Genomic DNA, 25,228 nt, shown 5'->3' on the forward strand with positions numbered 1-25,228 from the left:
GCTTCGTGATGAATACGCAAAAAAATGCAAACTGTTCTAGACTTTAAATACTGACAGGGATTGTGAGTATTGATATGGAAGAACTAAAAAATAATTATCATGAATTGGTCAAAACAGAATCTAATGTTCCCCTTCATCACATTTTACCGACATTATTCGAAGAGCATGTGGCTCACAGTCCGTATCATACCGCGCTTATACTAAATGACGAAAAAATGACTTATTCAGAGTTGAATGCAAAAGCAAATCAACTGGCACATCATTTGCGTCAACTCTCGGGCAATAAAAAAATGATGGTTGCCTTATGTATGAAACCTTCTTTTGATTTGTTCATCAGTATTTTGGGCATACTCAAAGCAGGCAGTACTTATATTCCTTTGGATCCTGATAATCCTGTTTCACGTATCCGATTCATTTTGGAAGATACTAAAGCAGACGTGATATTGACTCAGTCTACCGAGCTAAAACTCTTTGACTCCATTAAATCCTGTATATGGTGTTTTGACAATCAGCGTTCTGAATTAAGTCATTATTCGATAAACAATCCAATCGCTCTTAATCAACCTGATGATTTAGCTTATATAATTTATACTTCTGGTTCTACCGGAACCCCTAAAGGTGTCATGATTACTCACAGAAACGTCCTGTACTTTATTCACTGGTTCAGTAAGGCGCTGGCTGTGCATCAAGATGATGTGTTTGATTTTTCATCGTCGGTTTCTTTTGATTTTGCAGTGGCAACGACTCTTTTTCCCATGATGCAAGGGGCACGAATAGTCATATGTCCTACTGAAACAAAAAAAGATCCCTATTTGTATATGAACTTTTTAGAGCAGAATCAAGTAACCATAATTAAATCAACTCCGGGGCATTTTAGGAATTTAAAGGAAGCCGTTTTAAGTGAAAAAAAACACTTGTCGTTAAAATATATCGTATTCGGTGGCGATTCGCTTTTTGCTAAAGATCTTGAAGATTGGCTGCATCAATTTCCCGATCATATTATGTTTTGCGAATATGGGCCTACCGAAGCAACGGTAGCGACTTCATGGATCAAAATCGATAAAAATAATATTGATCAGTATAAAGATAAAATACCCATTGGTTGGCCTGCATTAAACACACAATTATATATACTGAATGACCATTTAAACCCGGTACCTCCAGGAGAAATTGCCGAGTTGTATATTGGTGGTAAAGGTATTGCAAAAGGGTATTTCAATCGTAAAGAGAGTACGGAACAGAACTTCATTCGCGATCCCTTTAGTGATAAGAGTTCCGATCGCCTGTATAAAACTGGTGATTTCTGTCGTTTTTTACCCGATGGAAGTATTGAGTTTGTCGAGCGTAGGGATAATCAAGTCAAGATTCGAGGTTTTAGAATCCAGACTGAAGAAATCGAATCCTGTCTGATGAATTACCCAGGGATGAAGGAAGTGGCGGTTCTTGCCAAAACCTGGGACAGTGCGCCATTTGCTGAAAAACAATTAATTGCCTATTGCGTACCGCAACAGGGAGTTTGGTTCAACCAGAATGAGCTGCGCACGTTTTTGGCTACACAACTACCAGAATATATGGTTCCCTCTTTTTATAAGTTTTTAGAAGTTCTTCCTCTAACATCCAACGGTAAAATCGATCGCCCAAAACTCCCAGTGCCACATTCATGGGCGCAGGATAAGAAGCCCTTTTTAGGCACAGAGTTAGAGTTCGTCCTTAAAGCGATTTGGGAGCAGGGACTCCATATACCGAATATTCATATTGATGATGATTTTTTTGATTTGGGTGGTAATTCTTTGGCCGCAGCCCGTATTCTTACCAAAATTCGATCCACTTTAAAAAAAGATATTTGGTTGAAGGATGTTTATAGTGCTCCAACCATCACTGAATTAGCTAAAAGGATTGAAAAAGCACCCATCATTGGTGAGGCAGAGTCCACTGCGCCGGATACGGGAACAGATTATCACGTCATTCCTTTAAGCGAATTACAGTTTTTATTTTGGCTCATGAGAGCATTCTATCCGAAAGCAAAGATACTTAATATTATTGACAGAAAACGGTTTCGAGGTTCACTCGATATAAATTGTATCAATACTGCAATAGAACGTGTTTGTAAAACGGATCCAATCTTGAGCTATCGTATTCACCGTTTTGCTCCCATTCAGAAAGAGCAACAATTGCCTCCGCCTCAAGTAGAAGTCATTGATATTGGCGATTTGTCTTTAGAGCAGCAAGAAGCACAATTAAGTAAGTCTCTTGATGTGTTACAACACTGTTCCTGGAAAAAGGATAATCACTTATTCAGGCTTAGATTATTTCAATTGGGAGGAGAGTGTTTTGAACTACAAATCGCTCTTTCGCATCTAATCAGTGACGAAGTTTCTCCGGGAATATTCTGGAGTAACATGTCCAATTATTATTTGGCCTCTTTGCATCATAAAGAAGTGGCCTTGTATTCTGACAGAAGACAGTTCAAAGATTATGTCGTAAAGGATATTCATAGAGCGCAAAATGACTTGAGAAAAAATATGAATTTCTGGGAGCAGTATTTGGCGGATGTGCCATATCTATGTTTCCCGGAAGAGCACATCATTAAAAAAGGTAAGGCGGTCAATACCTGTTATTTTACCATTTCTGACGAAATGGTTGGCCAATTAGAAGCATACTGTTCCAAGCATCGTTTGTGTCTTACGGATAGTTTGGCGGCCGCGGCTTCTGTTTGTGTCAAGCCTTATGTACTGCATAACGAAAACCAATTGATTGCTATCAATCTTGTAAAATCAACTCGTGATAATGAAGAGTACGATCGATCTATAGGTCTTTTTGTTCGTTCTGATATTCTCAGACTTGATTTAAGTCATGCTTCAGATTTTCTGTATTTATCTCAAGAGGTACAACAATCCATTACTGCTTCATCTCCTTATCAATCGTGTCCCATCATCGTCAAGCTGGGATTTTTATTAAAAAAGGGATGGAAAAACAACAAAATCAGCACTGCATTGACTGGTGGTTTATCCAGAATTTATTCGCGATTGTTCTCAAAGTATCGATTGGACTATCGCATATTAAGTATGTTTTTTAAGGTGTTTATTGCCAGTAAAAAAAATTGTTTTTTTATTAATCTTAATATTATGAATAATTTTATTTCAAATGCAAAAGGTACGCCATTGTTTGCTTTAGATTTAGTCCCAGTAAAAACACATCAAGGCGATAGAATGGTGGAGAAAAACATTTTAAACATCTGGTTCGAACGAGATAATGATAATAATGCCCAACTCATTGTCTCAGGTAATCTTAAAACCGCTTTTATTGAGGGCCTGGGGAAGGATATTATCCAGACTATCTCCCAAATTAAAGTGTAAATGTCTATTTAAATGGTTAGTGCCGTTAAAACGCGGCGCTTCCCTTTAAACGGTGCTCTGCCGTGCATGGCGAGAATATTATCCAATACCATTACATCTCCTTGTCTCCATGGGTAAGCAACCGTTTTTTTGTCTAATACGTCGAGAATATGATATAGGTAAGGACGCGGAATGGGACTGTCGTCTCCAAATCGTATTTCATGCAGTGAAGTAGAAGGGCGACAGTAAAGAATCTTTGTTCCTATATAATTGAGTAAACCCAATAACCTGGGATTGAAATCAAAGAGATGAGCTTGATTGAACCATACCGTGTCCTGGGTGATGGGATGCGTCATTACTGCCGGTCTATTTTGTTTTAATTTAATCCAATCAGAGGGTAACCACTGGAAGGATACTTCATTCGTTCGACAGATGTCTTCGACCTCTGATTTATCGTGTGTTTCAAACACCTCCATCCAGGATTTATGCGAACGAGCAAATCGATTAAGTGTCATCATTAATCTGTCTTTGTAATAGTAGTGTGATACATAGTTTAAGCCCTTTTCTTGAAAACACTGGATAACTTCAGGACAGAGACTCTGATAAACTTCTCGGGCATCAGCAATAATGGTCTCTCCTCTATGGCTTGGTGCAATTTGGCAATAAAAGTAAATGTGTTTGGGGAATTTTTTAATATAAGAAAGCTCTTGATGTAAAGGGAGATGAAATCCTGATGGAGTTTCCGTTGAGGTGTATACAGTGTCTTTTATCTTATCACGAGGACTGTCACCCAATAGATAGTTTACGCAAGTACCCAGTTTAAGCGATTTAATAAAATCAGAAAACTGATCCGGTGCATTGAATGGAAAGCCCCGAAAAAGTAATGCACTATTCTTAAGAAGTAGTTGTTCAATAATTGGCTTATTGTTTTGAACCTCTTCAATTAACTTCTCAAATGTAAAATGTTTCCTGGGAGTAATAAGTGTTGGAAAGGATTCTTCGATCTGAAATGCGTTCATTGAATTAGTCCCTTTTTCATTTTTTTTGTAATCATTTAATGTGGATCAAAAATATCCATATATTAAAGAATATCGTGCTAGAAGATTTTTGTCATGTACAGAAAACAAAATTAATAATGTGTGTATATAAAACCCATATTGCTATATAATAAAACTATACACCACTCATAGGTCTATAATTTAATTAACACAGTGAGGGGTAGCAGCATGTCCAATCCAGGAACTACAGAATCTTTGGAAGGTGAAGCTCAATCTGATCTCGAGGTACATTCGACTGACCCGGTTGATGCTGTTCCAATTGTTGATCCCTTATCAGTCAAAATTAACAGGGCTAGAAACTCGCTACTCCAATCTTTGCAAAATCAATTAGAAACCTGTCTGGCTGAACAATTAAAACCGGAACAAGCTGGTGTGCCTTTTGTGCGTATAGAAGACGATCCTGCTCAAATCGCCGCTATTAAAAAGGTTATTAATGCTCTGTATCATGCTGAGGAAGCTTTTAAAATCTGGGAAACTACAGATAACTCGAGCTTAAGAGCCAAGATAACAGGGGCGAAACAACATTATCAAGCTATAACGCAGGTATATAAGTCACTGGCCTCTCTGAATGATGCAACCCCTGAAATACAAGCGATCATTGCTGACAATTACAGTCTAATTGAACCGGTAATTACTGCAACTTATGATGCAATCAAAAGTTCGGGTTGGGTGAGTGAATTTGCTGAGATGGAAGTCACTGAGCAAGCAAGTTATCTCATCAATCAAGGTACTGAGTTGATAGGGCCCGTACCAACAGATACAGGAACGAAACCCAATCCACTTTTAGATGCATTTTCCAAATTAAATCGACTAATGAATGTTGCATCTGATTCTAAAAAGTCAGAGTTATCTCCAGAGTTAAAGCAACAAAGAGCACAAGAATTTATTTCCTTGTTAAACGACCTTGAAGGGAATTTATTTATTCAAAAATTAAGTGCAAAAAGTCTGGCTGAATCCAACGCAATTAATGGTTTACTTGGGTGGTTAAAAACTGTTCAAGAGAATGAGTTTGAATTTACCCGAGACTCGATACAAAAATATATCTCCTGGTCAAATCAGTATTTAGGTCCATTCATTCTGGCTGTTGATCAGTTTGAGCGTCAGAGCTATTTGAAATCAGGCTTGCTCAGCTCCGCTTTATGTGAGTCAGCTGACCGCCTTGCAAAGGAGATTAACAAGCAGCTTTCCGAATCTACTCTTGATATTGATGAACGAATTCAGACTATGGATTCTTTAAAACCAATTAGAGAGCACAGCATTCAAAGCAGTCAAATTGAAAATTTACAGGCTATTGCTACAGCAAGTAATCATATTGAATCCATTGGGCGCTTTTTTAACCTGTTGGAACAGTACAAGGGAAAATCATTTGCCGATATTTTAGAAGCTGATCGGGTTGAATTAAGACAAATTTATCCCGACATTCAATTCGCCTTGGCCCATTCCAATCTGGATCTCGAAAACAAACTCACTAATGTACTCAATATGGCAGGTCCCACATCTTCCTCATCTTCATGGTGGAGTTTGGCTGCAGGAGCAGTCAATTATGTAAGTGGATTTGTCAAAAGAGGGGAGATCGATAGTTTGTTTCTTCAGGAAGTGCCAATGCACCAATTTTATGTGGAGAAAATTCAGGCTGAGCATTTAAAATTCACTATTGCTGAATCAGCGCGGGCTAAATTGGATGAACAAGCTGGATTAACAGATCAAACTACTCTGGATGAGCGAGTGCAGAATCGAAGTCAAGCCCTACGACAGTACGTAAAACAACCTGCTGCAAAAGAACAGGTTCATCCTGGAGATCTCATTCCTGTCAAGGCGACTTCGTTAAACAATTTACGCGGTAATATCACCTATCTGCAAGAATTGCATTTATCAGAAAAAGTCGCAGAGGTCCGAACAAACATCAGAACATTATTGAGTCGTCATCTCCCTGATGGGAATAATACCTATTTTACCGGGCAACCTCCATACAGGATTGATAACAATGAACCCGAAGTTGTTGTTCATATTAAAAAGCTTGAAAATGAATTGCTAAATTTGCAGAATTCTCTGTTGAATTTTGAAAGTGCTAACAGTAATTTTGGTGTTATAAGCCAAGCAAAGTTATTTATTGCAATTGCCAAATCAAGTTATCAGTTAAAATATACTTTAACTGCACTGTCACCTGCAGCTCGAAGCACCTTGGCGCCTGTTATCAGTGAAATTACAGCGTTTAGTACAGTTTTATCGGGTCTCAACTACCGATCTTCGGATATGTCTGATGCGGGAAGATTACAACAATTAGAACTATCTACAAATCCTTCTGCTGAGGAGAGTGCCGCTAACACAACAGCCCAAGAGGAAACTACAGTTGAGGAAATAACGGAGGAGTTAGCAACAGTCGAGGCAGCACCAGTTGACGTATCGACAGTTGAAGTAACTCCACCGGGTTTTGTGGATTATGCAAAGCAAATTGCTGAAGCGAGATCACAATTTTTGGCTCACCTTCAGTCTTCGTTAACAGCCCCTTTGGCTCGTTTTTTAGTTCCTCAATCCGATGGAGTTCCATTTGTTAATTTTGATCAAGAACCGCCCCAGATAGTTGCAATAAAAAGAGTAATAAACAGTATGTACTATGCAGAGTCAGCGATGCAGGTCGTTAATAAAATGAATACAGGCTCTGTTTCAACTATAGATAAAATGGTTTTGGCTCATCAAGGCATGGTGGCGGTTTCTCATATTTACAAGTCAGTAGAACTGTTACGTAATGCAACTCCAGAAGTCAGCAGGCTACTTAAAAATAATTATGATTTCATTGAGCCTATGATAAAAGGAGCTGAGAATCTCGTTAAAAATACAGGCTGGATAAATCAATTTACCCTTCAAGGCACCGCTAAAAGCGTAGGTAGTTATATAGGGCGAGGTCTTAATTTATTCCAATCAGATGGTGTTCATGTATCTGATTCCTCTTCTTTGGTTAACTTGTTTTCTGAAGTCCCATTAATGTTAAACTCCTTGTCAAGAGCATTGGATCCCAACATCATTAGAGATGAAAGTAAAGTTAAAATAACTCAATATCAAATTGATTCAATTACCCTGATAGCCGAGAAGTTATTTGAAAAAAAAGGTACATTTTTCAATTATGTTCGAGGCACACATGCCTTGATTTCGTTCATTGAATTGTTTAAAAAAATCAATAATGAAGGCAACAAGCTGCAAAAGAAAACGCTAGAAGCATATCAACAATGGATGGAGCGCGAGTATCCGCAACTTATTTCATTAATTGATGAGTTAGAGGTTCGAAATTATTTAAATTCAGGTCTTCTTTCATCGGCTATCGTGACAGAAATCAATGCCATTAATCGTAAACTCAATGAACAAATTGTATCGATGGATGATCCCAATCTTAACATGATTCCTCTTTCTTCTGATTTATCCAGTAAGAGGGATGCCAATCTCCAAAAAATTAAAGAACAGATTTGGATGGATCAATTTCACAATGAAGAGCAGAAACTCAGTGCTCGCACATTTTTTGACATCCTTCAACAATACAAAGAGGGCTTACTGAGTGATCTTAAGACAGAAGATCTCGCCCAATTAAGATTAGCATTTGCTCCTGTTCAAGAAGCAATGTCCCATATAAACACCGAGTTATCTAATGCGTTGGTCAATGGACTCAATCAACTTGAAAGCCCCCAGGCAGAAGGGGCTGAGAAAATACAACTAACCGTGAGCCAATTATTGAATCAAGAGCCATTGGTTCATCAATATCTGGAGGAGCAGAGTAAATTACATGAATTAAATATTCAGGTTATCGACGAAGCGAGAATTCAATTAAGACCTGATGCGTTGCCAGAGGAGCTTCTTCAATCTGACACAGAACTAAGATTTAAAACACAGGAGCGTTTTATTCTTGAGCAATCCAGCCGTAGATTGCTAGGACCTGGTGAATTAATATCAACTCAATCATCGTCAACTAATTCAGCACGCGGTATGTTTTCATCTGTGCAGGAGTTGAAGTTGTCCTCATATGCCCGGTTGATTAAAGAACAGTTTCATCAAATCACGAAAAATCAGATGTCGCCCCATGTGTTAAACTATTTGGTTAAGCCTGATGAACAGCCTTTACACGACATCGGCGAGAACGACCCCGCTATGGTTCGTCAGATTAAAATGATAGACAATGGTTTATATCATTTAGAGCAAGCCTTAAATCGATTTGAGCAATTGAGTTACACTGACAGCCTGGTTTCTCAGCTTAAAAAAATTATGGAGATACAGAACGAGATCAATCAACTTAAGAGTGTATTGAGTGATGTTTCTCCAGAGATAAAAGCGCATTATGGAAAGTTAATTACCCAAATAGTTGGTTTTAGTTCAGTAGTGCAAAACATTGAGTACGATCAAGAAGACACTGCGGAATTACGAGATGTGTTAAAGCGTGCAAAAGTGGAAATATTAAGACCTGCTGATTTGAATGACCCACCAATACCTGTTGAACCAAATGAACAGGAACATCCAACCGAAGAGGTTGCTGAAGGAAGTTCAACAGCGGTACGAGGAATCAAGTTGGGACTTAAATATTTGCATTCCGCATCACCTAAATTAGAAAATGCCAGAGTCTACTTGCTTAACCGATATCCTTATTTTTTTAATGCACAACAGGAGACGCTCAGGGGCTTTTCTCGAGAACAGCTCGCAGATCCGGAGTTCATGCAGAATGAGGTGACTCGTTTAAATCAACTTTTGAATAACAATTCACTTATATCCAGGAAAAATTACAGTGTATTTAAGGAGTTATCAAAGCAATTATTCAGAGTCGGTGCACAGTCTGGTGAAATTGCCGGAATGATGAATGCACTGGTGACTCTTGAGTACAGAACAATAAAAGAAGTTGCTTATAAAGAATACATACAAAAACTATCTCAAACGGAAGATCTTTTAGGCTTAAAACCAGGAGCCTTAATGAATCAGGGAATCGCAGTAGTTGATGAGTTTTTTTTATCTTCTGCCCTGGAATTGGATATGATTTTTGAGGACAAGCTTGCGTTAGTAGATGAAGCCTACTTCCTTAATGTTCTTTTAGAGCAAACTCAACAGGAACTGGATGACCTTGAGATGAAATTGAAACTAATGCCTTCACATCCTGACTTTGAAATGCTTATTGCAATTAAAAAAGATAAAATTGCATTTCTAAATGAACAGATTAAATCGTTTGAAGCCAAAGATCTCAAGGATGTAGTCGAGCTATTAGTTGATGATCAATTTGAAGTTGAGTTAAGGAAAATACTGGCTAGCTCATTTTTAGATAAACCCATAATTCAGCAATATGAACAGGCTATCAGAGCATTTTATAATACGAATAAAGAGTCCATTATGGCTGCCAGTGATATTGGAACTGAACTTGCTCAAAGCTTGCATGAATTTAATGAGAATTCTGTAAAACCCTACAGGATCGTGTATCAGGGCCATTTTAGACTCAGTAAATTTGCTGACCGTTTACCTGCCGAAAACCAAAATGTAAAAGATTATATAAACGGCATAACTCGTGTTTTGGAAAATGGAGAGTCTCCTATAGAGGAGCGGGCTGATTTGGTTAAATCCTTACCTTCTAACTCGACTTTTGTTGATACTATAGGCTCTGCAGTAGAGGGTGAAAACTTCCTGCTTAAGTTTAAGCGTTTTGTCCAAAGGGTAGTGTCCTCCGTTAGCGAAAGCCTGGTCACTGGAGCCAACATAATCTCAACTTACCGTGAGATAAAATTGGAACAACAAATGAGGCATATTGAAAAATCACTGTCTTTTAAAGCTGGCTTGGTGGATATGAAAAATGGTGCAGTTGAGCCAGCGTCAGAATTAACCTCAGAGCACGAAGAGAATGTTGAGGCCAATGATGAGCCTCAAAATAATTCTAATTACAGTACGAGGTAACCTTGTAATACTTTCGAGATCAGTCATCTGGTCTTTTATAGAAAGAGAGAAAAAATACCCATAACAAGGAAAATACCCGCTGCGAAATAATGCACCAGCATTAGAGGGACTTTAGTAGCAAACCTGTTACCTATATAAACAGCCGGAACGTCCGCCAATAACATCCCCAAGGTAGTTCCTGCAATAACTAATAATGGTGCGCTGTAATGAGCGGTTAGTGCAACGGTTGCAATCTGGGTTTTATCTCCCATTTCTGCGAGAAAAAAGGTAAGAAAGGTCGCACCGAATACCCCCAGGCTATGCCCCAAATGCGTTTCATTTTCTTCAATTTTATCGGGTATTAGTGTCCAAATGGCCATAGCAATAAACGACAGGCCGAGTATCCAGCGTAGTATTACCGGATCAACTAAATGAGTAATCCACATACCTACCGCTCCCGCCAGTCCATGATTAATTAGGGTTGCAAGCAGAATACCAAGAATTATGGGAAGAGGTTTTTGGAAACGTGATGCTAATATCAAGGCAAGTAATTGAGTTTTGTCGCCGATTTCAGCCAAAGCAACGACACCAATTGATACAAATAACGCGTCCATTTATAAATTCTTATCGATTTAAAAAATTCATTATAATGACTTTAGGTTATAAAAGTGAATTATCATCACCTTAATTGTTCCATTTCCGGATAAAATCAGAAAAGAGTATATAATTAGAATATTGTTTGGTAGTAATTAATCACCCGATTATGGAGATGAGTATGATTAATCCACTGCATTATAAGCCTAAAGGCGATAAGAAAAACTCCGACTATTTTGATGAATACAAAGTTAAAATTTATGAACGACGAATCGCTTCCGGACTAGAGGAATTATTTGGCGATATGTGCGCCGTTGTTATTCAGGTGCAAACAGGTGATGCAATAAAGTATCTGACCGAGCTGTACTCGATGACTCCATATCGTTATGCAAAGAGTTATATTAGCGACACTCATAAAATATATTGTTTAATCAATACAAAACAATCCCCTGCATTGCTGGTTTTAGAGCCGCTTGACCCAAATTTTAAAGATGATATTACTCGCTTTAATAAAATGTATCCCAATTCGCGAGAAAAATTTAATGCCCGTTACGTGGGTGAAATTTATCAATGCAAGAATAAGAAAGAAACCCTCAATATATTAGGTTCTCATGGTTTTAGGTTTCATGATGCAGCACATGCTGAAAACAAATTTTATTGCAATAAACACATGGTTTTTACACGCATGTCTGATTTTACCTACAATAGTGTTGGGTACATTGAAAACTCTATTTTTGACCTGGATAATTTAGAATTAGGTCAGCGCTTTTATTTAACAAAAAAGCAGGAACACATTTTAAATGAAGCGGATCAGATGAGTCAGGATAATGGCACAAAAGGATTGCTCAAAGGCATAGATCATATGGCAACACGTATTTTGGCCGGGGAGAGAGAGGATGCCATATTGGAGTTTTTGTGCCTTTCAAAATATTATTTTTGGGGTGCCTATAATATCGCTGATATGAATTCCTCAACAAATGTCAATCGTATTCCTCATGGAGATGACATCAGATCACCAGCCAAGGTGTTTACTGCAAATAACATATCGTTTATGGTGAATTCTTTTAAAAATTTACCTATGCCTACAGAAACTTTTGTTCTTAATTATGGCAGAAGAATGCATCACATTGCTTATGAGGTAGTTGATGGTGATCATCCTTCAGGTAAAAAAAATATTGATTATGTCATTGAAACTTTGCGTGATGAAATGGACATTAAATTTTTAGCTCAGGTTTTTGGTGCATGCACCGATTCACCTGATTTAAAACAGATATTCTCCAAGCATTCCCAATATTCCCTTTTAATTACAGAGTATGTTGAGCGCTGCCATGGATTTGATGGTTTTTTTACAAAAGAGAACGTTGCTGCATTAACTGAAGCAGCCAGTCTTGATGAGACTTTGGCACAACATCATAAAAAGGAAAGCATCATTGGTGATTAATAATTAAGCTAATTGGAGCGGTGAATCATGACGGTACGGAACAACCTGTTGATTGTGTTTCTTATGCTGGCAGCCATGACTGTTGCACGAGCAGATACTCAGTTTGATTTAAATAAAGAAGCCTGCGAGGCATTGAAAAAAGCTGATAATGAGTTGAATCAGGTGTACCAACAAGTTTTGGTTAAATATAAATCAGACAAGGTTTTTATAGACAGGTTTGTCAGCGCCCAAAGAAAATGGATTGAGTTTAAGGACGCTTATGTTGATTCCATGTACGTTCCTGAGTATCAAGATACTTATGGTTCAGTATTGCCGATGTGTCACTGTTACTTTATTGAAAAAATTACTGAAGATCGCACCAAACAACTAAAAGTCTGGATTGATGGAATTGACGAAGGGGATGTGTGTACTGGAAGCGTAAGTCATTAAATAAATCAATAGATGATGCAACGCATTCTTTGTACATGAAAAAAAATGGTCATCCCGGCGCAGTGCACTTGTGTCCTGGTAAATTGAGCCTCGTCGATCCAATCCCTCGCGCGATAGCAGCTCATTATAACCCACATTCCGCACCTGAATTATGAATTACGTCGTTCCCGCCCATTCTGAGTTATCAAAGAAGCCATTACTTACAAGCGGGAATCTATAACCACACTTGAACGAAGCGGCTTTCTGCTTCCATTTTAGCATTGATAAAAGTATTTCTGTGAGGTCGGGTAGTAAAAGTTCAAAAAAATCCTCTTAGCCTTCTTTTCAGTTTCCTTCATGTTCAGTACTATAGGATATTAAAGGGGAGGGAGTTAGTATCTCCTGTATTTTTGGAGCGCCAGGTCTAAGGGAAAGCTCAAGATCAGGCCTTGCTTGTTGCCCCCTGGTAAGGCCCCTAGCCAAGAGCAAGGCCTGTCCCCCTAAGTGTGCTACTCAGTCGTTTCTACACTAACGGAATTTTATTTTACCTCACCTATATTGCATAAGGACATAAAGAATGGAAGCACGTCGTTTAAGAAATTCACTGATTACAATGACTGGCGGATTGGTGCTAATGAATACGGCTTGGGCGGGGGCATCTGTATGGACTTTTGCACCCCTATCAGGATACCCGCCTTCGGTGAGTGTGAGTTCTTCAGGAATGGCAACCGTCAAATACACGGTCACCAATCAATCGCATAAATCCCATACACTAACGATTAGGCCTATTCAGGGCATTACATCATCAGGGTGCACGTCACCCTTAGGATATCATCAATCGTGTACCTTGACCCTGACCGTGGCTGGCAGTGGTTTAAATGGAGATGTGTTTGGAGGCCCTATACTTTGCGACCAGGACAATTCCAGCCAATGCTATCAACCAAGTCAGGCGAATAGTCTGGCTATTCGCCTGACGCAAACACCTCCCGTGCAACAATATACGATTACCTCTTCTGCAGGCATCAATGGATCGGTTAGCCCCAGCGGTTCTCAAACGGTGAACCCCGGGACCTCACTAATTTTCACTGCGACACCTGATACTAATTATGGAGTGGGTCAGTGGCTGGTTGATGGTGCTCCGGCTCAACAGGGTGGCTCTACCTACCAATTAACCAATATCACCGCCAATCACACGGTAGATGTTACCTTCGGTACAGTGACACTGACACCAAGCGTGTCCACGCTTGGGCTTTCGGTGAATTGCCCTGCCGCGTCAATGTCTCCTGATTGTGCACAAAAAAACAATGCATTAACCGGAACTCCACGCCAGATTACGATAACCAACACCGGTTCCGGTGAAGCTACTAATGTATTGGTTAGTTCTTCTGGGTTGCCCCCTGATGCCTCAGTGTCGCCCTCCAGTTGCGCTACTATTGCTGCTAATGGCGGACAATGTGTGATTACTGTCACCCCTGGAGCCATAGCAAGCGCTAATGCAAGCAGTACTCTGTGCACTACAGGGGTGCAGCCTGAAGGGAGTGTCAGTGTGACAGCAGATGGCGGGCTATCTGCGTTAGTAAATGTCTATGTCCTGAGTTATGGTTGTATTTATCAAGGTGGCTTCATCTATTCCATAGATGACACAACAACAAATACAGGCAGTATAGGTGGAAAGACGGCAGCAGTCGGGGACACTTATCCAGGACAAACATCGGTTTCTTTAGCAACTCCTAATTGGGGGGGGGGGGGAACAAGTATTGGTTCTGCTTTATACGAAACCAGCTCTCAAGGTGCGAATAATGGCAGTGCCAATAGTGCAGCCATCATCAGCGCATTAACTACAAATTTCAGCAGCCCGCCTTACAACGGTGCATCCCCCATACCATTAGTTAATTACGCTGCAGGATTATGCAGTTTGTTGTCCGTTAACGCAGCAGGGGCTACATCCTGTACTTCCCCTAATACCTGTTACACCAATTGGTATTTGCCAGCCATTTGTGAGTGGGGGCCGCTTGGCGCTATCTGTACTTCTGGGAGTACTAATATTCAACAGCAACTCTATGAAAATGTATTGATTCCAAGCGCTACTCTTGGGCTGGTAAGTTCAGGCTTCTACTGGAGTTCTACCGAGAACTCGTTCAATCCATTGAACACTGCGTGGTACCAGTTCCTAGGCGGCAGCTTTCGCAGTACCACCAATAAGGGCGCTCGAATTGGTATTCGGTGTTCTCGGGCTTTAACCCTTTAACCATTTATCCCTTTTCTTTTGACCTTGCTTTGCAAAATGCGCAAAGCGGGTCATTAATTTTCCGCCTCAATAGGAGCTGCAGAGAATGGCTTCGTTGATAACTCAGAATGGGCGGGAACGACGTAATTCAGAATTCAGGTGCACGGCTGTCCCATTAAAAATGTGACGTCTTTCCGAGCGTAGCGAGGAATCTCCTGCAAATTGGCACAATCTGAATTAATGCATTAATTATCATTACCTTTTAAACTCTTTGTTTTTACAAGGAATTTAATGATGTTATCAGAAGATGTACCTGGATTTTTATATCATTTCGACACGCTCGAAGATCCAAGAATTGATAGAAAGAAATTGTATCCCTTAACGGAACTATTATTTGTTGTTATCTGCGCTAACATATGTGGAGCTCAGAGTTGGCGTGATTTAAAAACCGTTATTATGCTTGAATCACGTGTTTCTTCCGGTGGACATACAGCCATAGAACAGCGCTACTTTATCAGCAGCTTGGCTGCAAATGCGAAACAAATTGCTTAGACTATTCGTAGTCACTGGGCTGTCGAGAACAGTCTACATTGGGTCTTGGACGTTGCATTACGTGAAGAGGATTCTCGCGTACGCAAAGATCATGCTCCTGAAAATATGGAGATGGTTCGGAATATTATTTTAACAGGTTACTAAATACCAAAAAGAAATTTAAGGATATGAGCATTAGGCACCTGCAGAAAAAGGCTGGCTGGGGAGACTCAACTCTTGATATGATTTTATTGGCCGCATTTTAATGGGATCGTGCAACCTTGCAGGAGATTCCTCGCTACGCTCGGAAAGGCGTCACATTTCTAATGGGAAAGCCGTGCTGGTACTTTGGGTAACAGCCAAGCATGAATATAAACTACTCAATTATCAGAACATGCCTCAATAATTATCTAGGAATGTTGCGAGGTGGAATGTGTTTAAAAGATACATTCACACCAGGCCAGCATTGAGTTGAAAGAGCGTTTTAGGAATGATGTGCAAATACCCTAAAGAATATGCTTTCTCAATCAGTTCTGTTTTACTCGAACAACTAAGTTTATTTTTTATATTTTCCAAATAAGATTCGATCGTTCTAACCGACAGATTCAATTTCGTGCCTACGGCTTTTGCTGAATGCCCCCTTAACAAATAAAAAAAGCATTCCGTTTCTCGTTCAGAAAGACTGAGCTCGGGATAGTTATCTTCGATGATAAAACTTTTTTGACCCAATGCCTTGTTTGATTGGGTTTTTGACAACGACTCAAATTCATAAAGCAGCATTAAATTAAAAACATTGGTATGAGTGACATCATAAAAATGCTGGGCAATAGAAGTTAACTCATTGTCTTCATTTTTTAGTGCGAATTTTTCGCCGTATATAATTCGCCAATTATCATTGTGGTAACAATAACTACCTAAAATTCTTAATGTTTTCTGTTGTTGGATAACCAGCCTATCCTGACGATAAAATTCTTCATGTTCCTCGGACGCTTTACATTTCATATCGCAATAAGAGTAACCCTGCATTTTATCCAAGGTTTGAAAGCCGGATACTTGTAGAGAAATTGAATTCCCGAACATAAAATTGGAATTGATATCCAAAATAGAAAAATAACCGGGAATTTGATCGATCAAATGGTTTGTAGGCATTTTATTTGTATTTCGATTCATTTATGGCTCTTTTGTTCATATTTTGTACTTATATTCTCCATCAAATCGATAAAAAATGCAAGAGATAACACTTTTCAAGGCAAAAAAAAAGCAAAAAAGTCCGGAAGCAACCAACAATTAAACTTTAAGTACCAACACCTCAAAATGCATGTATGCATTTATTTGTCGACAAAATACCGTATTTTATATGCTTACCTAACTATCTTGTTATCAATTACAATTTCTGGCTTTGAAGGGCAAGAGGTGGATCATTCTACCAGGGGCCGTTAACAATGACTTGCTTACCCTACATTTTGAGTTTTATGCGCGGAATCGATTAATGGACGCATTATAAGTTAAGAACAGACATAAAGTGTAGTAAGTTGAGGTAAAGAGATGAACTATCAATAGACACTAAAAGTTGATACCTAATCACCAAAGTAGGTTTGTGTGGCACATCAAACTCTGACCAGGTAAACCGCATTCGAATGGAACAAAATGAACGATGTGTTAATTTTTCCTTAATGATCCCCTGATAAAATTGTTTTAATTCTGAACATTTTGCTTGGTGCGTTTGTGAGGATTGTATGGAGCTATTAGGGGACTATCCAAAATCAGTTGCAACAATTTGAGGAAAGCACTAAAAATAAACAAACCGAGATTGATTTTATTGAAGAAAAAACGCGCCAATTAGAACTGGAACTTGCAGAATTACAGGCACAACAAGTTGAAAGGGAAGCTCAGGAAAAAGGATGTTTTAGCTGTAACATACTTTAGTTTTTAATGTTAGAATCAAGAGCTACTATGGACTATACAGAGTTCGATGTCTCGCGATTTTGGAAAAAAATTATGAGTAGTTAACAGCCACTAAACATACTTGAGTTTATAACGGTTGCTAATAAGATTGTAACAGGAACTATGATGGAACGTGACGGATATCCTTCTAATTTAAATGACAGTGCCAATTTGACACATCCCTTGGTTCAATTGCATAAAAACAGATGTCATGCCCCAAGTGTATTTTGCTCATCAAGAGTATTCCTGCATGGCTATAGTACCTATCACAGGAAAAGCTTATATCGAGCCTGGTCAAGCTCCGTGTTGTTTTTCAAAAACATTGGTGCTTGTTTGCTCTTTTTTATAACAAATAGAATTCAAGTCATGTTTTATGGATTTGCTCAATTGAGTCGGTATTTTTTCGCTAACGACTCTGATTTTTATGAAAAAACAGAGGATTACCAATGACTAATTTATTATTTGAAGAAGGATAGTCTATGCCAGCCATTAAAATCACAGGAACCGGTAATTATTTACCTCTGAACAAGGTGCTTTCTACAGAATTGGATGTTCGTTTAGGTTTGCCTCCTGGTACGGTGGAAAAAAAATCTGGACTTATTTCCAGACACTTTGCCTCACCTGAAGAAACAAGTTCTTATATGGGAGCACAAGCGGCATTAAAAGCCATTGAACAGGCCGGTATTCGTTTAACCGAGATTGATGCCATCATCAGTGCGAGTGGAGTAGGGGAACAACTGATACCTTGCACTGCAGCATTGATCCAAAAACAACTGGGTCTCGAGGAGTCGGGAATCAGTTGTTTTGATATTAACAGCACGTGCCTGAGCTTCATAACCGCTCTTGATGTTGCCTCTTACCTGATTGACGGCGGCCGATTTAACCGAATTTTGATTGTTTCAAGCGACATTGCTTCTGCTGGTATTGATTGGACAGATTTAGAAACCTGCACTATTTTTGGCGATGGCGCAGCTGCTTGTCTGGTAGAAAAAAGCGATGGTTCCCAGCGTATTTTAGGCTCTCATTTCATTACAAACAGCAACGGTTCAACTTATTGTCAGGTAATCGCTGGAGGGACACTGATACCACCTGCTAAAGCAGGTCGCGATCCGCGTTCTGATCTCTTTTACATGGATGGTAAAAAAGTATTTAAATTAGCCTCAAAATTAGTAGATCAATTGACCGATGAGTTAATGACGCGAGCAGGAGTGACACTGGCCGATATTGATTGGGTTGTTCCTCATCAAGCCAGTTTGCTTGCGATGCATCATATACGAAAACGACTTAACCTTTCTGAAGATAAATTTGTCGATATCTACGCTCATCATGGTAACCAGATTGCTGCTTCAATACCCACAGTATTGAATCATCTCGTGCGTAATGAAAAAATTCAACGAGGAGATCTGGTTTTTTTATTGGGTACAGGTGCAGGATTAAGTGCCGGCGGAATCGTTTTGGAGTTTTGATATGCGTTGCTTGGTTACAGGAAGTACTGGTTGTCTTGGAATGAATTTAACTCGACGGTTGCTCGAGCAAGGACATGAAGTTCTCGCCTTGGGGCGAAATAAATTGCTGGGTGATCAACTTAATCAAATGGGTGCTGATTTTATTCCCCTTGATTTGAAAGAACGAGATTCCCTGAAAACTGTTGCAACAGGCATGGATGTTATTTTTCATTGCGCTGCTTTATCAAGCCCATGGGGTGCTTTTAAGGAGTTTTATGAGGCAAATGTAGTTGCTACCCAAAACGTAATTGACGCAACACCCTATGATGCTCGACTTGTCTATGTTTCATCACCCAGTATTTATTTTGATTTTAAAGATTGTTATAACATTCAAGAAGATGCTTTATTACCCCAAACTCCGGCAAACCATTATGTTAAAACAAAATTGTTAGCTGAATCCTTAATTGATGAGGCATATAAAGCCAAACAACTTCACGTCATTACATTACGACCAAGAGCTATTTTTGGGCCTTATGACCGTTCAATCATTCCTCGCATTTTAAAATCTGAAAAAAATGGAGTGCTTCCTATAATAGGAAGTGGAGATAATTTAATTGACATTACTTATGTGGATAATGTGGTGGATGGTTTGATTCTTGCCGCTCACGCAGATCCCCGATTTTGGGGAAATAAATACAACCTGACTAATGGTGAGCCCAAGACCTTGATTACAATACTAAATCTCCTTTTTAAAGCCTTAAAAAAACCGTTAACAGTTCGAACCGTCTCTTATTCAAAAGCTCATTTTTTTGCTCAATGCCTTGAGCTAATACACGGCCTTCCATTCATTAAAAAGGAACCGATTTTAACTCGATACAGTGTGGGAGTTCTTAATTTTGGACAGACTTTAAATATCGACGCTGCGATTAGGGATTTAAAGTACAGTCCTAATGTGAGCATTGAACAAGGTTTTGAATTATACGCAAAATGGAGCACTCCATTATGATTGAATATCGATTATTTGAAGCAGGATATTGCAGTCACTGCGAACGAATGACGCGGAGTAATGGGCCGTTTAAGAAGTCAAAATATCCGGCATTATGCGCTCTAATAAAGCACCCGGAGCAGGGTTATATCTTATTCGATACAGGATACAGTGATCGATTTTTTCAGTTAACCAAAAAATTTCCATTCTCTCTGTATAGTCGTTTGACCCCTGTGGTTTTAAAACACTCTTTAAAAGAGCAACTAATACAGAACAACATCCCCCCGGAGGAAATCAAGTATATTGTGATTTCCCATTTTCATGCGGATCACATTGGCGGAATCATTGACTTTCCAAATGCACGCTTTATATGCCATCCTTCTGCAATTGAGGATGTCAGGAATAAAAAAGGAATTAGAGCGTTAATGCAAGGATTTTTGCCGAAGCTGTTGCCTGAAGATTTTTATCAACGAGTCATCATGTTAGAAACGGAAACCTCTCTTCCAGTCAGTTTGAGGCCTTTTGTTTCCGGTTTTGATTTGTTTGGTGATGGTCAGCTTATTGCCATCAGCTTGCCTGGTCACGCAAAAGGTCAAATTGGCTTGTATTTTCAATCAAAAAATGAGACCTTTTTAATCGCAGACAGTTGCTGGCATCAAGAAACATACAAAAACCTGGTGTTTCCATCTGAGTTAACCTATCTCATCCACCATAATAAAAAAGAGTATCTTCAAACGATCAGAAGTTTAAATGCCTTAAGTACTCATAATAAGGAAATAGACATTATTCCATCGCATTGCAAGATTATCTCTGAAACACTGGAAGGTAATGCCCGATGATAGTACGTATAGTGTATTACTATTTTAAAACTCTATTTTTACAGCGTTGGTTTACTTCAAGAGCTCAACTTCTTCGTTACCAGCAAAAAAAATTTAAAGTACTGGTAAAAAATACTTTATCCAAATCCCCATTCTATAAAGACTATTTAGATAAACCATTTGAACAGTGGCCTGTTATTAATAAAAACATCATGATGGAACATTTTGATTCAATTAATACCCTGGGAATTAAAAAGAGTGATGCAATTAAGGTTGCTCTGAACGCGGAACAATCAAGGGATTTTTCAGCCCTTATCGGTGACATTGCTGTCGGTTTGTCTTCTGGAACCAGCGGTCAACGTGGTCTGTTTCTTGTAAGCAGCAAGGAACGTAGTGTGTGGGCAGGAATCTTATTGGCTAAAGTACTTCCTTCAGGTTTGAAAACCAATGAACGAATTGCTTTTTTTCTAAGGGCTAATAATCGACTTTATATGACACTGAACAAAAGCAGGAGGATACAATTCACCTTTTTTGACCTGCTTGATGACTTTGATACCCAAATCGATCAATTAAATACGCTGCAACCCACGATTTTGTCTGCACCTGCAAGTGTTCTGGTTGCATTATCAAGACAGATCAAAAGGTTACATATATCACCTAAAAAAATATTTTCCGTAGCAGAAGTTCTTGATAAACAGGATGAAGCCCTGATACAAAAAGCCTTCAAGTGCCAGGTATCTCAAGTGTATCAATGCACGGAAGGGTTTCTGGCTGTCAGCGATAAACAAACGAACCTTTTAACCATGAATGAAGAGTTCCTCATTATTGAAAAAGAATGGGTGGATGAACATCGTTTTATACCCATTATCACAGATTTGCTGCGCACCACTCAGCCCATGATCCGATATCGACTCGATGATGTTCTTGTTGAAGATCAATCCGGTCATGTGTTTACTCGGTTATCTGCAATTGAAGGCCGTGTAGGGGATATTTGTTATGGCGTGAAAGAAGATAAGGTCATACCTGTTTTTGCTGATTTGATAAGACAACAAATGGCCAGTTTTCCTTTCGATTTTGATGATTATCGAATTACACAGTATAATTTAAATGAATTTAAGATACAGACGCTTCCTGAGATAAATGAAAAAGAAGTGCTTGTTCTGCATTTGAATCAGTTGTTTGAATCTAAAGGTTGTGAGTTACCCGTCTGGACCTGGAGCCAATTCGAAGACAATCCCAGAGGAGTCAAAACACGCCGTATACAGTGCATTATGGATAATAAGCCTCTGCAATGAACAAAACATGAATCTACCCGGTTGGCCTGAGGGTCAAATTTCTTCATCGATTGAATGGTATTATTCTTGCTTTATTGACTCAATATCACCCGTTTTATTTGTTCGTTTTTCCTTTCTTTTTTCTTGCCAGGTTTCCAACAAGACATAAAAAACAGGAACAAAAACAACAGCAAGGCATGTAGATGCAATCATTCCACTGGATACAGCAATCCCGATTGAGCGTCGTGCATTAGCCCCAGCGCCTGTTGCAAATACCAAGGGCATAACTCCCATAATAAACGCAAATGAAGTCATTAAAATGGGGCGAAAACGTGTTTTTGCTCCCAGAACTGCTGATTCAAAAATGGATTTCTTATGAATTTGGCGGTGCTCATGCGCCACTTCAATGATCAATATTGCGTTTTTCGTTGCCAAAGCAATTAAGAGTAACAAGCCGATTTGCGTGTACATGTTATTATCCATACCCAGGCTTGAAAGAGCTAATACTGTTCCTATCAAGGTGAGGGGTACACTGAAAATGATGGAGGTAGGGATGAGCCAATTTTCATACTGGCCTGAAAGTATCAGATAAACAAGAACCAGTGATAACGCAAAAATATAATAACTCATATTCCCGGCAATTTTTTCCTGATAGGCTGTACTGGTCCATTCATAGGACAATCCTGGAGGTAATTGTTCTTTGGCGGTTTGTTCCATTGCTTGAATTCCTTGACCTGAACTGAACCCTTTTGCGGAAATACCATTTATGTTGCTGGAGGGATAGAGGTTATACAGTGAGATAATCGCAGGACCCACAGCCGGACTTACATCTGTTAATGTGCCTAATGGAACCATTGAACCGGATTGATTTTTTACATAGTAATTCCTTAAGTCTTCAGCAGTGCCTCGTGATTTAGCATCAGCCTGGACGTAAACTTGAAATACTTGCCCAAACTTGGTGAATAGATTGACATAGGATGAGCCAAGATACGTTTGTAATGCATCAAATGCATCTCCTACCTGAACACCCAGAGCCTCAGCTTTAGTCCGATTAATTGGGGCGGAAACCTGAGGTACCCTGGAACGAAATGAAGTTATCAAATTTTGTACGGCAGGCTGTAACATACCTTGATTTATAAATTGATCCGTAACTTGTTGCAGTTTGTTATAATCAAAACTTCCGTCTTGTAATTCTATCTGCATTTGGAAGCCGCCAGAAAGACCTAATCCTTGAATGGAAGGGGGTACCACTACCATCACTTTGGCATCCAGAGTTTCTTTGGCTATGGCATTGAGTTTAGTGTAGAGCGCCATCAGATCTTCTGATTTTCCTCTTAAACTCCAATCCTTAAAGATTAAATACATCACTCCAGCATTTGAAAGACTTGAGTTATTATCTAAAAGAGAGATCCCATCGATAGTAATAATATTTTCTATGCCATCAATACGTGATATTTTGTCTCTTAATTCGTCAGTTACTTTGTTTGTTCGTCCGAGACTGGCACCATCGGGTAATTGGATATTCAAGACAAGATAACCTTGATCTTCTATAGGTATAAAGCCTGTAGGAATACGTGTCAAACCAAAAATAGCCAGAAGAACCAACAACGCACCAACCAGACAAACCACCCCGCTATGATGTACCAGGCGATCAATAAACCCTACATAGGCTTCCTCTAATGGATTGTATATTCGATCAAAGCTTCTGAAAAAAATATTTTTGGGTTTTGAAGGATCTACAGGCTTTAGCCAGAGTGCACATTGAGTCGGTTTGAGTGTCATCGCATTAATGGCACTAATAAAGGCAGTTGCAGCAATAACCAGAGCAAACTGGGCATACATGGCTCCAGTGAGTCCTGGCATAAACCCTGCGGGAACAAAAACGGCCATCAGCACCATGGTGATACCCATAATCGGACCAAATAGTTCTTTCATGGCTTTGATTGATGCTTCTTTGGGAGCCATTCCTTTTTCAATATGCTGGGTAACTCCTTCAACAATGACTATCGCATCATCTACCACAATACCAATCGCAAGAACCAATCCAAACAGGGTGAGCAAATTGACGGAATACCCCATCAGCAATAGCGCAAAAAATGTTCCTATTATTGTTACCGGAACTGTTGTTGCTGGTACCAGTGTGGCGCGGAAATTTTGCAAAAAAACCACAATAACGATTAAAACCAGTATGCCTGCTTCAATGAGTGTTTTATACACTTCACTGATTGACGCTTTAACAAACATGGTCGTGTCGAAGGGAATGTCATATTGTAATCCCGGTGGGAATTTTTTAGACATTTTTTCTACTGTTTTTCTTACTTCGCTGGCAACGTCCAAAGCATTCGCGCCGGGTAATTGATAAATACCAATTGCCGCAGTGGGTTTCCCATTAAATTTGGCAAGCTGACTGTAACTTGATGAACCTAATTCTACACGTCCCACATCTTTTATCCGAACGATTTGAGCGGTGCTGCTGGCATTTGAGGTTTCGTTGGAGGATGTATCTATGGTTTTGATGATAATATTAGCGAATTGATTTACATCAGCAAGTTGGCCTGGCACATTTACTGTTAACTGATATGCTTGATCGCCCATAGTTGGTGGTGCACCGAGCTGGCCGGCTGAAACTTCTTTGTTTTGGTAACTGATTGCATTAATGACGTCGCTTGGATTTAGTGAAAATGCTTGCATTTTTCCTGGATCAAGCCAAATTCTCATGGCATAACTGCCTGCACCAAATACTACAACATTTCCGACACCGGGTAATCGTGACAATTCATCCTGCATATTAATTTCTGCATAACTGTCTAGGAAAACTCCATCATATTCATTGTTTTTAGATGTTAAGGTTATGAATTGCAGGATTGCAGTGGATTTTTGTTGAACCACTACCCCTTGCTTTTGAACGGATTCAGGTAATTGAGCCAAAGCAGCTTGCACACGGTTTTGGACTAGTACCTGTGCGTAGTTGAGATCGGTGCCAATCGCAAAGGTGACAATCAGATTATACGTACCGCTGTTTGTGCTTGTCGATTGCATATACAGCATGTCCTCAACACCATTTACTTGTTGCTCAATCGGTAGGGCAACAGTATTGATCAGTGTCTTTGCATCTGCTCCTGGATAGTTCGCCGTGACCTGAATAGTAGGAGGAACTATGGCCGGGTATTGAGCCACAGGCAAAATATATATAGCAATTAACCCTATAAAAACAAGAAAGAGAGCAATTACATTCGCCAGCACTGGGCGTTCTATAAAAAATTTTGAAATCATTTAAAT

The 25,228-nt window shown here is 39.3% G+C and carries 16 protein-coding genes; 12 read left to right on the forward strand and 4 right to left on the reverse strand.

Going from position 1 to position 25,228, the window contains the following annotated elements:
* Positions 1-74: 74 nt before the first annotated feature.
* The gene (locus ELY21_RS10535; protein ID WP_148111690.1) at positions 75-3,356 is read left to right on the forward strand and encodes an amino acid adenylation domain-containing protein; all 3,282 of its coding nucleotides are present in this window, start codon (positions 75-77) and stop codon (positions 3,354-3,356) included.
* A gap of 8 nt (positions 3,357-3,364) precedes the next feature.
* On the opposite strand, the gene ELY21_RS10540 is transcribed toward ELY21_RS10535, so the two are convergent.
* Complete coding sequence (locus ELY21_RS10540) at positions 3,365-4,354, reverse strand: TauD/TfdA family dioxygenase (RefSeq protein WP_127109324.1); 990 nt, start codon at positions 4,352-4,354, stop codon at positions 3,365-3,367.
* A 207-nt stretch (positions 4,355-4,561) separates the two neighbouring features.
* On the opposite strand from ELY21_RS10540, the gene ELY21_RS10545 reads away from it, so the two are divergent.
* Positions 4,562-10,303 carry an SdhB gene (locus ELY21_RS10545; RefSeq protein ID WP_127109326.1) on the forward strand — a complete coding sequence of 1,914 codons (5,742 nt, stop codon included), beginning with the start codon at positions 4,562-4,564 and terminating at the stop codon, positions 10,301-10,303.
* 35 nt (positions 10,304-10,338) lie between these two features.
* On the opposite strand, the gene ELY21_RS10550 is transcribed toward ELY21_RS10545, so the two are convergent.
* Positions 10,339-10,896, reverse strand: a complete 558-nt coding sequence (locus tag ELY21_RS10550) for a TMEM165/GDT1 family protein (protein WP_127109328.1) — start codon at positions 10,894-10,896, stop codon at positions 10,339-10,341.
* 161 nt (positions 10,897-11,057) lie between these two features.
* Here ELY21_RS10550 and ELY21_RS10555 point away from each other — a divergent pair, with 161 nt between their 5' ends.
* The 4 genes from ELY21_RS10555 (at position 11,058) to ELY21_RS10570 (ending at position 15,504) form a co-directional block, all read left to right on the forward strand.
* Positions 11,058-12,317, forward strand: a complete 1,260-nt coding sequence (locus ELY21_RS10555) for a hypothetical protein (RefSeq protein ID WP_305036020.1) — start codon at positions 11,058-11,060, stop codon at positions 12,315-12,317.
* Positions 12,318-12,344: 27 nt separating this feature from the next.
* A complete protein-coding gene (locus ELY21_RS10560) occupies positions 12,345-12,746 on the forward strand; it encodes a lysozyme inhibitor LprI family protein (protein WP_127109330.1) in 402 nt (133 codons plus the stop codon).
* A 556-nt stretch (positions 12,747-13,302) separates the two neighbouring features.
* Positions 13,303-14,973: a hypothetical protein gene (locus ELY21_RS10565; RefSeq protein WP_127109332.1), complete on the forward strand. Its 1,671-nt coding sequence runs from the start codon at positions 13,303-13,305 to the stop codon at positions 14,971-14,973.
* 270 nt (positions 14,974-15,243) lie between these two features.
* Positions 15,244-15,504: a transposase family protein gene (locus ELY21_RS10570; protein WP_127109334.1), complete on the forward strand. Its 261-nt coding sequence runs from the start codon at positions 15,244-15,246 to the stop codon at positions 15,502-15,504.
* Positions 15,505-15,933: 429 nt separating this feature from the next.
* Here ELY21_RS10570 and ELY21_RS10575 read toward each other — a convergent pair whose 3' ends face one another.
* The gene (locus ELY21_RS10575; RefSeq protein WP_127109336.1) at positions 15,934-16,653 is read right to left on the reverse strand and encodes a PAS and helix-turn-helix domain-containing protein; all 720 of its coding nucleotides are present in this window, start codon (positions 16,651-16,653) and stop codon (positions 15,934-15,936) included.
* Positions 16,654-17,250: 597 nt separating this feature from the next.
* On the opposite strand from ELY21_RS10575, the gene ELY21_RS15625 reads away from it, so the two are divergent.
* The 6 genes from ELY21_RS15625 to ELY21_RS10600 all read left to right on the forward strand — a co-directional run bounded on the left by ELY21_RS15625 (position 17,251) and on the right by ELY21_RS10600 (position 21,970).
* Entirely contained in the window at positions 17,251-17,409 is a 159-nt protein-coding gene (locus ELY21_RS15625; protein WP_158618550.1) for a hypothetical protein, read from the forward strand.
* 141 nt (positions 17,410-17,550) lie between these two features.
* The gene (locus ELY21_RS10580; RefSeq protein ID WP_127109338.1) at positions 17,551-17,877 is read left to right on the forward strand and encodes a hypothetical protein; all 327 of its coding nucleotides are present in this window, start codon (positions 17,551-17,553) and stop codon (positions 17,875-17,877) included.
* Positions 17,878-17,906: 29 nt separating this feature from the next.
* Positions 17,907-18,893 (forward strand): beta-ketoacyl-ACP synthase III, encoded by a 987-nt coding sequence (locus tag ELY21_RS10585; RefSeq protein ID WP_127109340.1) that lies wholly within the window; start codon positions 17,907-17,909, stop codon positions 18,891-18,893.
* A gap of 1 nt (position 18,894) precedes the next feature.
* Positions 18,895-19,878 carry an NAD(P)-dependent oxidoreductase gene (locus ELY21_RS10590; RefSeq protein WP_127109341.1) on the forward strand — a complete coding sequence of 328 codons (984 nt, stop codon included), beginning with the start codon at positions 18,895-18,897 and terminating at the stop codon, positions 19,876-19,878.
* Positions 19,875-20,696, forward strand: coding sequence for an MBL fold metallo-hydrolase (locus ELY21_RS10595; RefSeq protein ID WP_127109343.1), 822 nt, complete (start codon positions 19,875-19,877; stop codon positions 20,694-20,696). The genes ELY21_RS10590 and ELY21_RS10595 overlap by 4 nt, the downstream gene beginning before the upstream one ends.
* Positions 20,693-21,970, forward strand: coding sequence for a F390 synthetase-related protein (locus ELY21_RS10600; protein WP_127109345.1), 1,278 nt, complete (start codon positions 20,693-20,695; stop codon positions 21,968-21,970). The genes ELY21_RS10595 and ELY21_RS10600 overlap by 4 nt, the downstream gene beginning before the upstream one ends.
* 60 nt (positions 21,971-22,030) lie before the next feature.
* On the opposite strand, the gene ELY21_RS10605 is transcribed toward ELY21_RS10600, so the two are convergent.
* Positions 22,031-25,222, reverse strand: a complete 3,192-nt coding sequence (locus tag ELY21_RS10605) for an efflux RND transporter permease subunit (protein WP_127109347.1) — start codon at positions 25,220-25,222, stop codon at positions 22,031-22,033.
* Positions 25,223-25,228: the final 6 nt, after the last annotated feature.

Origin of the sequence: Legionella sp. km535 (genome assembly GCF_003990085.1) — a bacterium.
Lineage (GTDB): Bacteria > Pseudomonadota > Gammaproteobacteria > Legionellales > Legionellaceae > Legionella > Legionella moravica.

Bases quoted from the DNA above. Each gene is read 5' to 3' on its own strand.
- ELY21_RS10595 (WP_127109343.1), top strand. From the start codon at position 19,875: ATGATTGAATATCGATTATTTGAAGCAGGATATTGCAGTCACTGCGAA.
- ELY21_RS10560 (WP_127109330.1), top strand. From the start codon at position 12,345: ATGACGGTACGGAACAACCTGTTGATTGTGTTTCTTATGCTGGCAGCC.
- ELY21_RS10550 (WP_127109328.1), bottom strand. From the start codon at position 10,896: ATGGACGCGTTATTTGTATCAATTGGTGTCGTTGCTTTGGCTGAAATC.
- ELY21_RS10570 (WP_127109334.1), top strand. From the start codon at position 15,244: ATGATGTTATCAGAAGATGTACCTGGATTTTTATATCATTTCGACACG.
- ELY21_RS10590 (WP_127109341.1), top strand. From the start codon at position 18,895: ATGCGTTGCTTGGTTACAGGAAGTACTGGTTGTCTTGGAATGAATTTA.
- ELY21_RS10535 (WP_148111690.1), top strand. From the start codon at position 75: ATGGAAGAACTAAAAAATAATTATCATGAATTGGTCAAAACAGAATCT.
- ELY21_RS10580 (WP_127109338.1), top strand. From the start codon at position 17,551: ATGATGGAACGTGACGGATATCCTTCTAATTTAAATGACAGTGCCAAT.
- ELY21_RS10555 (WP_305036020.1), top strand. From the start codon at position 11,058: ATGATTAATCCACTGCATTATAAGCCTAAAGGCGATAAGAAAAACTCC.
- ELY21_RS10575 (WP_127109336.1), bottom strand. From the start codon at position 16,653: ATGAATCGAAATACAAATAAAATGCCTACAAACCATTTGATCGATCAA.
- ELY21_RS10605 (WP_127109347.1), bottom strand. From the start codon at position 25,222: ATGATTTCAAAATTTTTTATAGAACGCCCAGTGCTGGCGAATGTAATT.
- ELY21_RS10600 (WP_127109345.1), top strand. From the start codon at position 20,693: ATGATAGTACGTATAGTGTATTACTATTTTAAAACTCTATTTTTACAG.
- ELY21_RS10545 (WP_127109326.1), top strand. From the start codon at position 4,562: ATGTCCAATCCAGGAACTACAGAATCTTTGGAAGGTGAAGCTCAATCT.
- ELY21_RS10540 (WP_127109324.1), bottom strand. From the start codon at position 4,354: ATGAACGCATTTCAGATCGAAGAATCCTTTCCAACACTTATTACTCCC.
- ELY21_RS10565 (WP_127109332.1), top strand. From the start codon at position 13,303: ATGGAAGCACGTCGTTTAAGAAATTCACTGATTACAATGACTGGCGGA.
- ELY21_RS10585 (WP_127109340.1), top strand. From the start codon at position 17,907: ATGCCAGCCATTAAAATCACAGGAACCGGTAATTATTTACCTCTGAAC.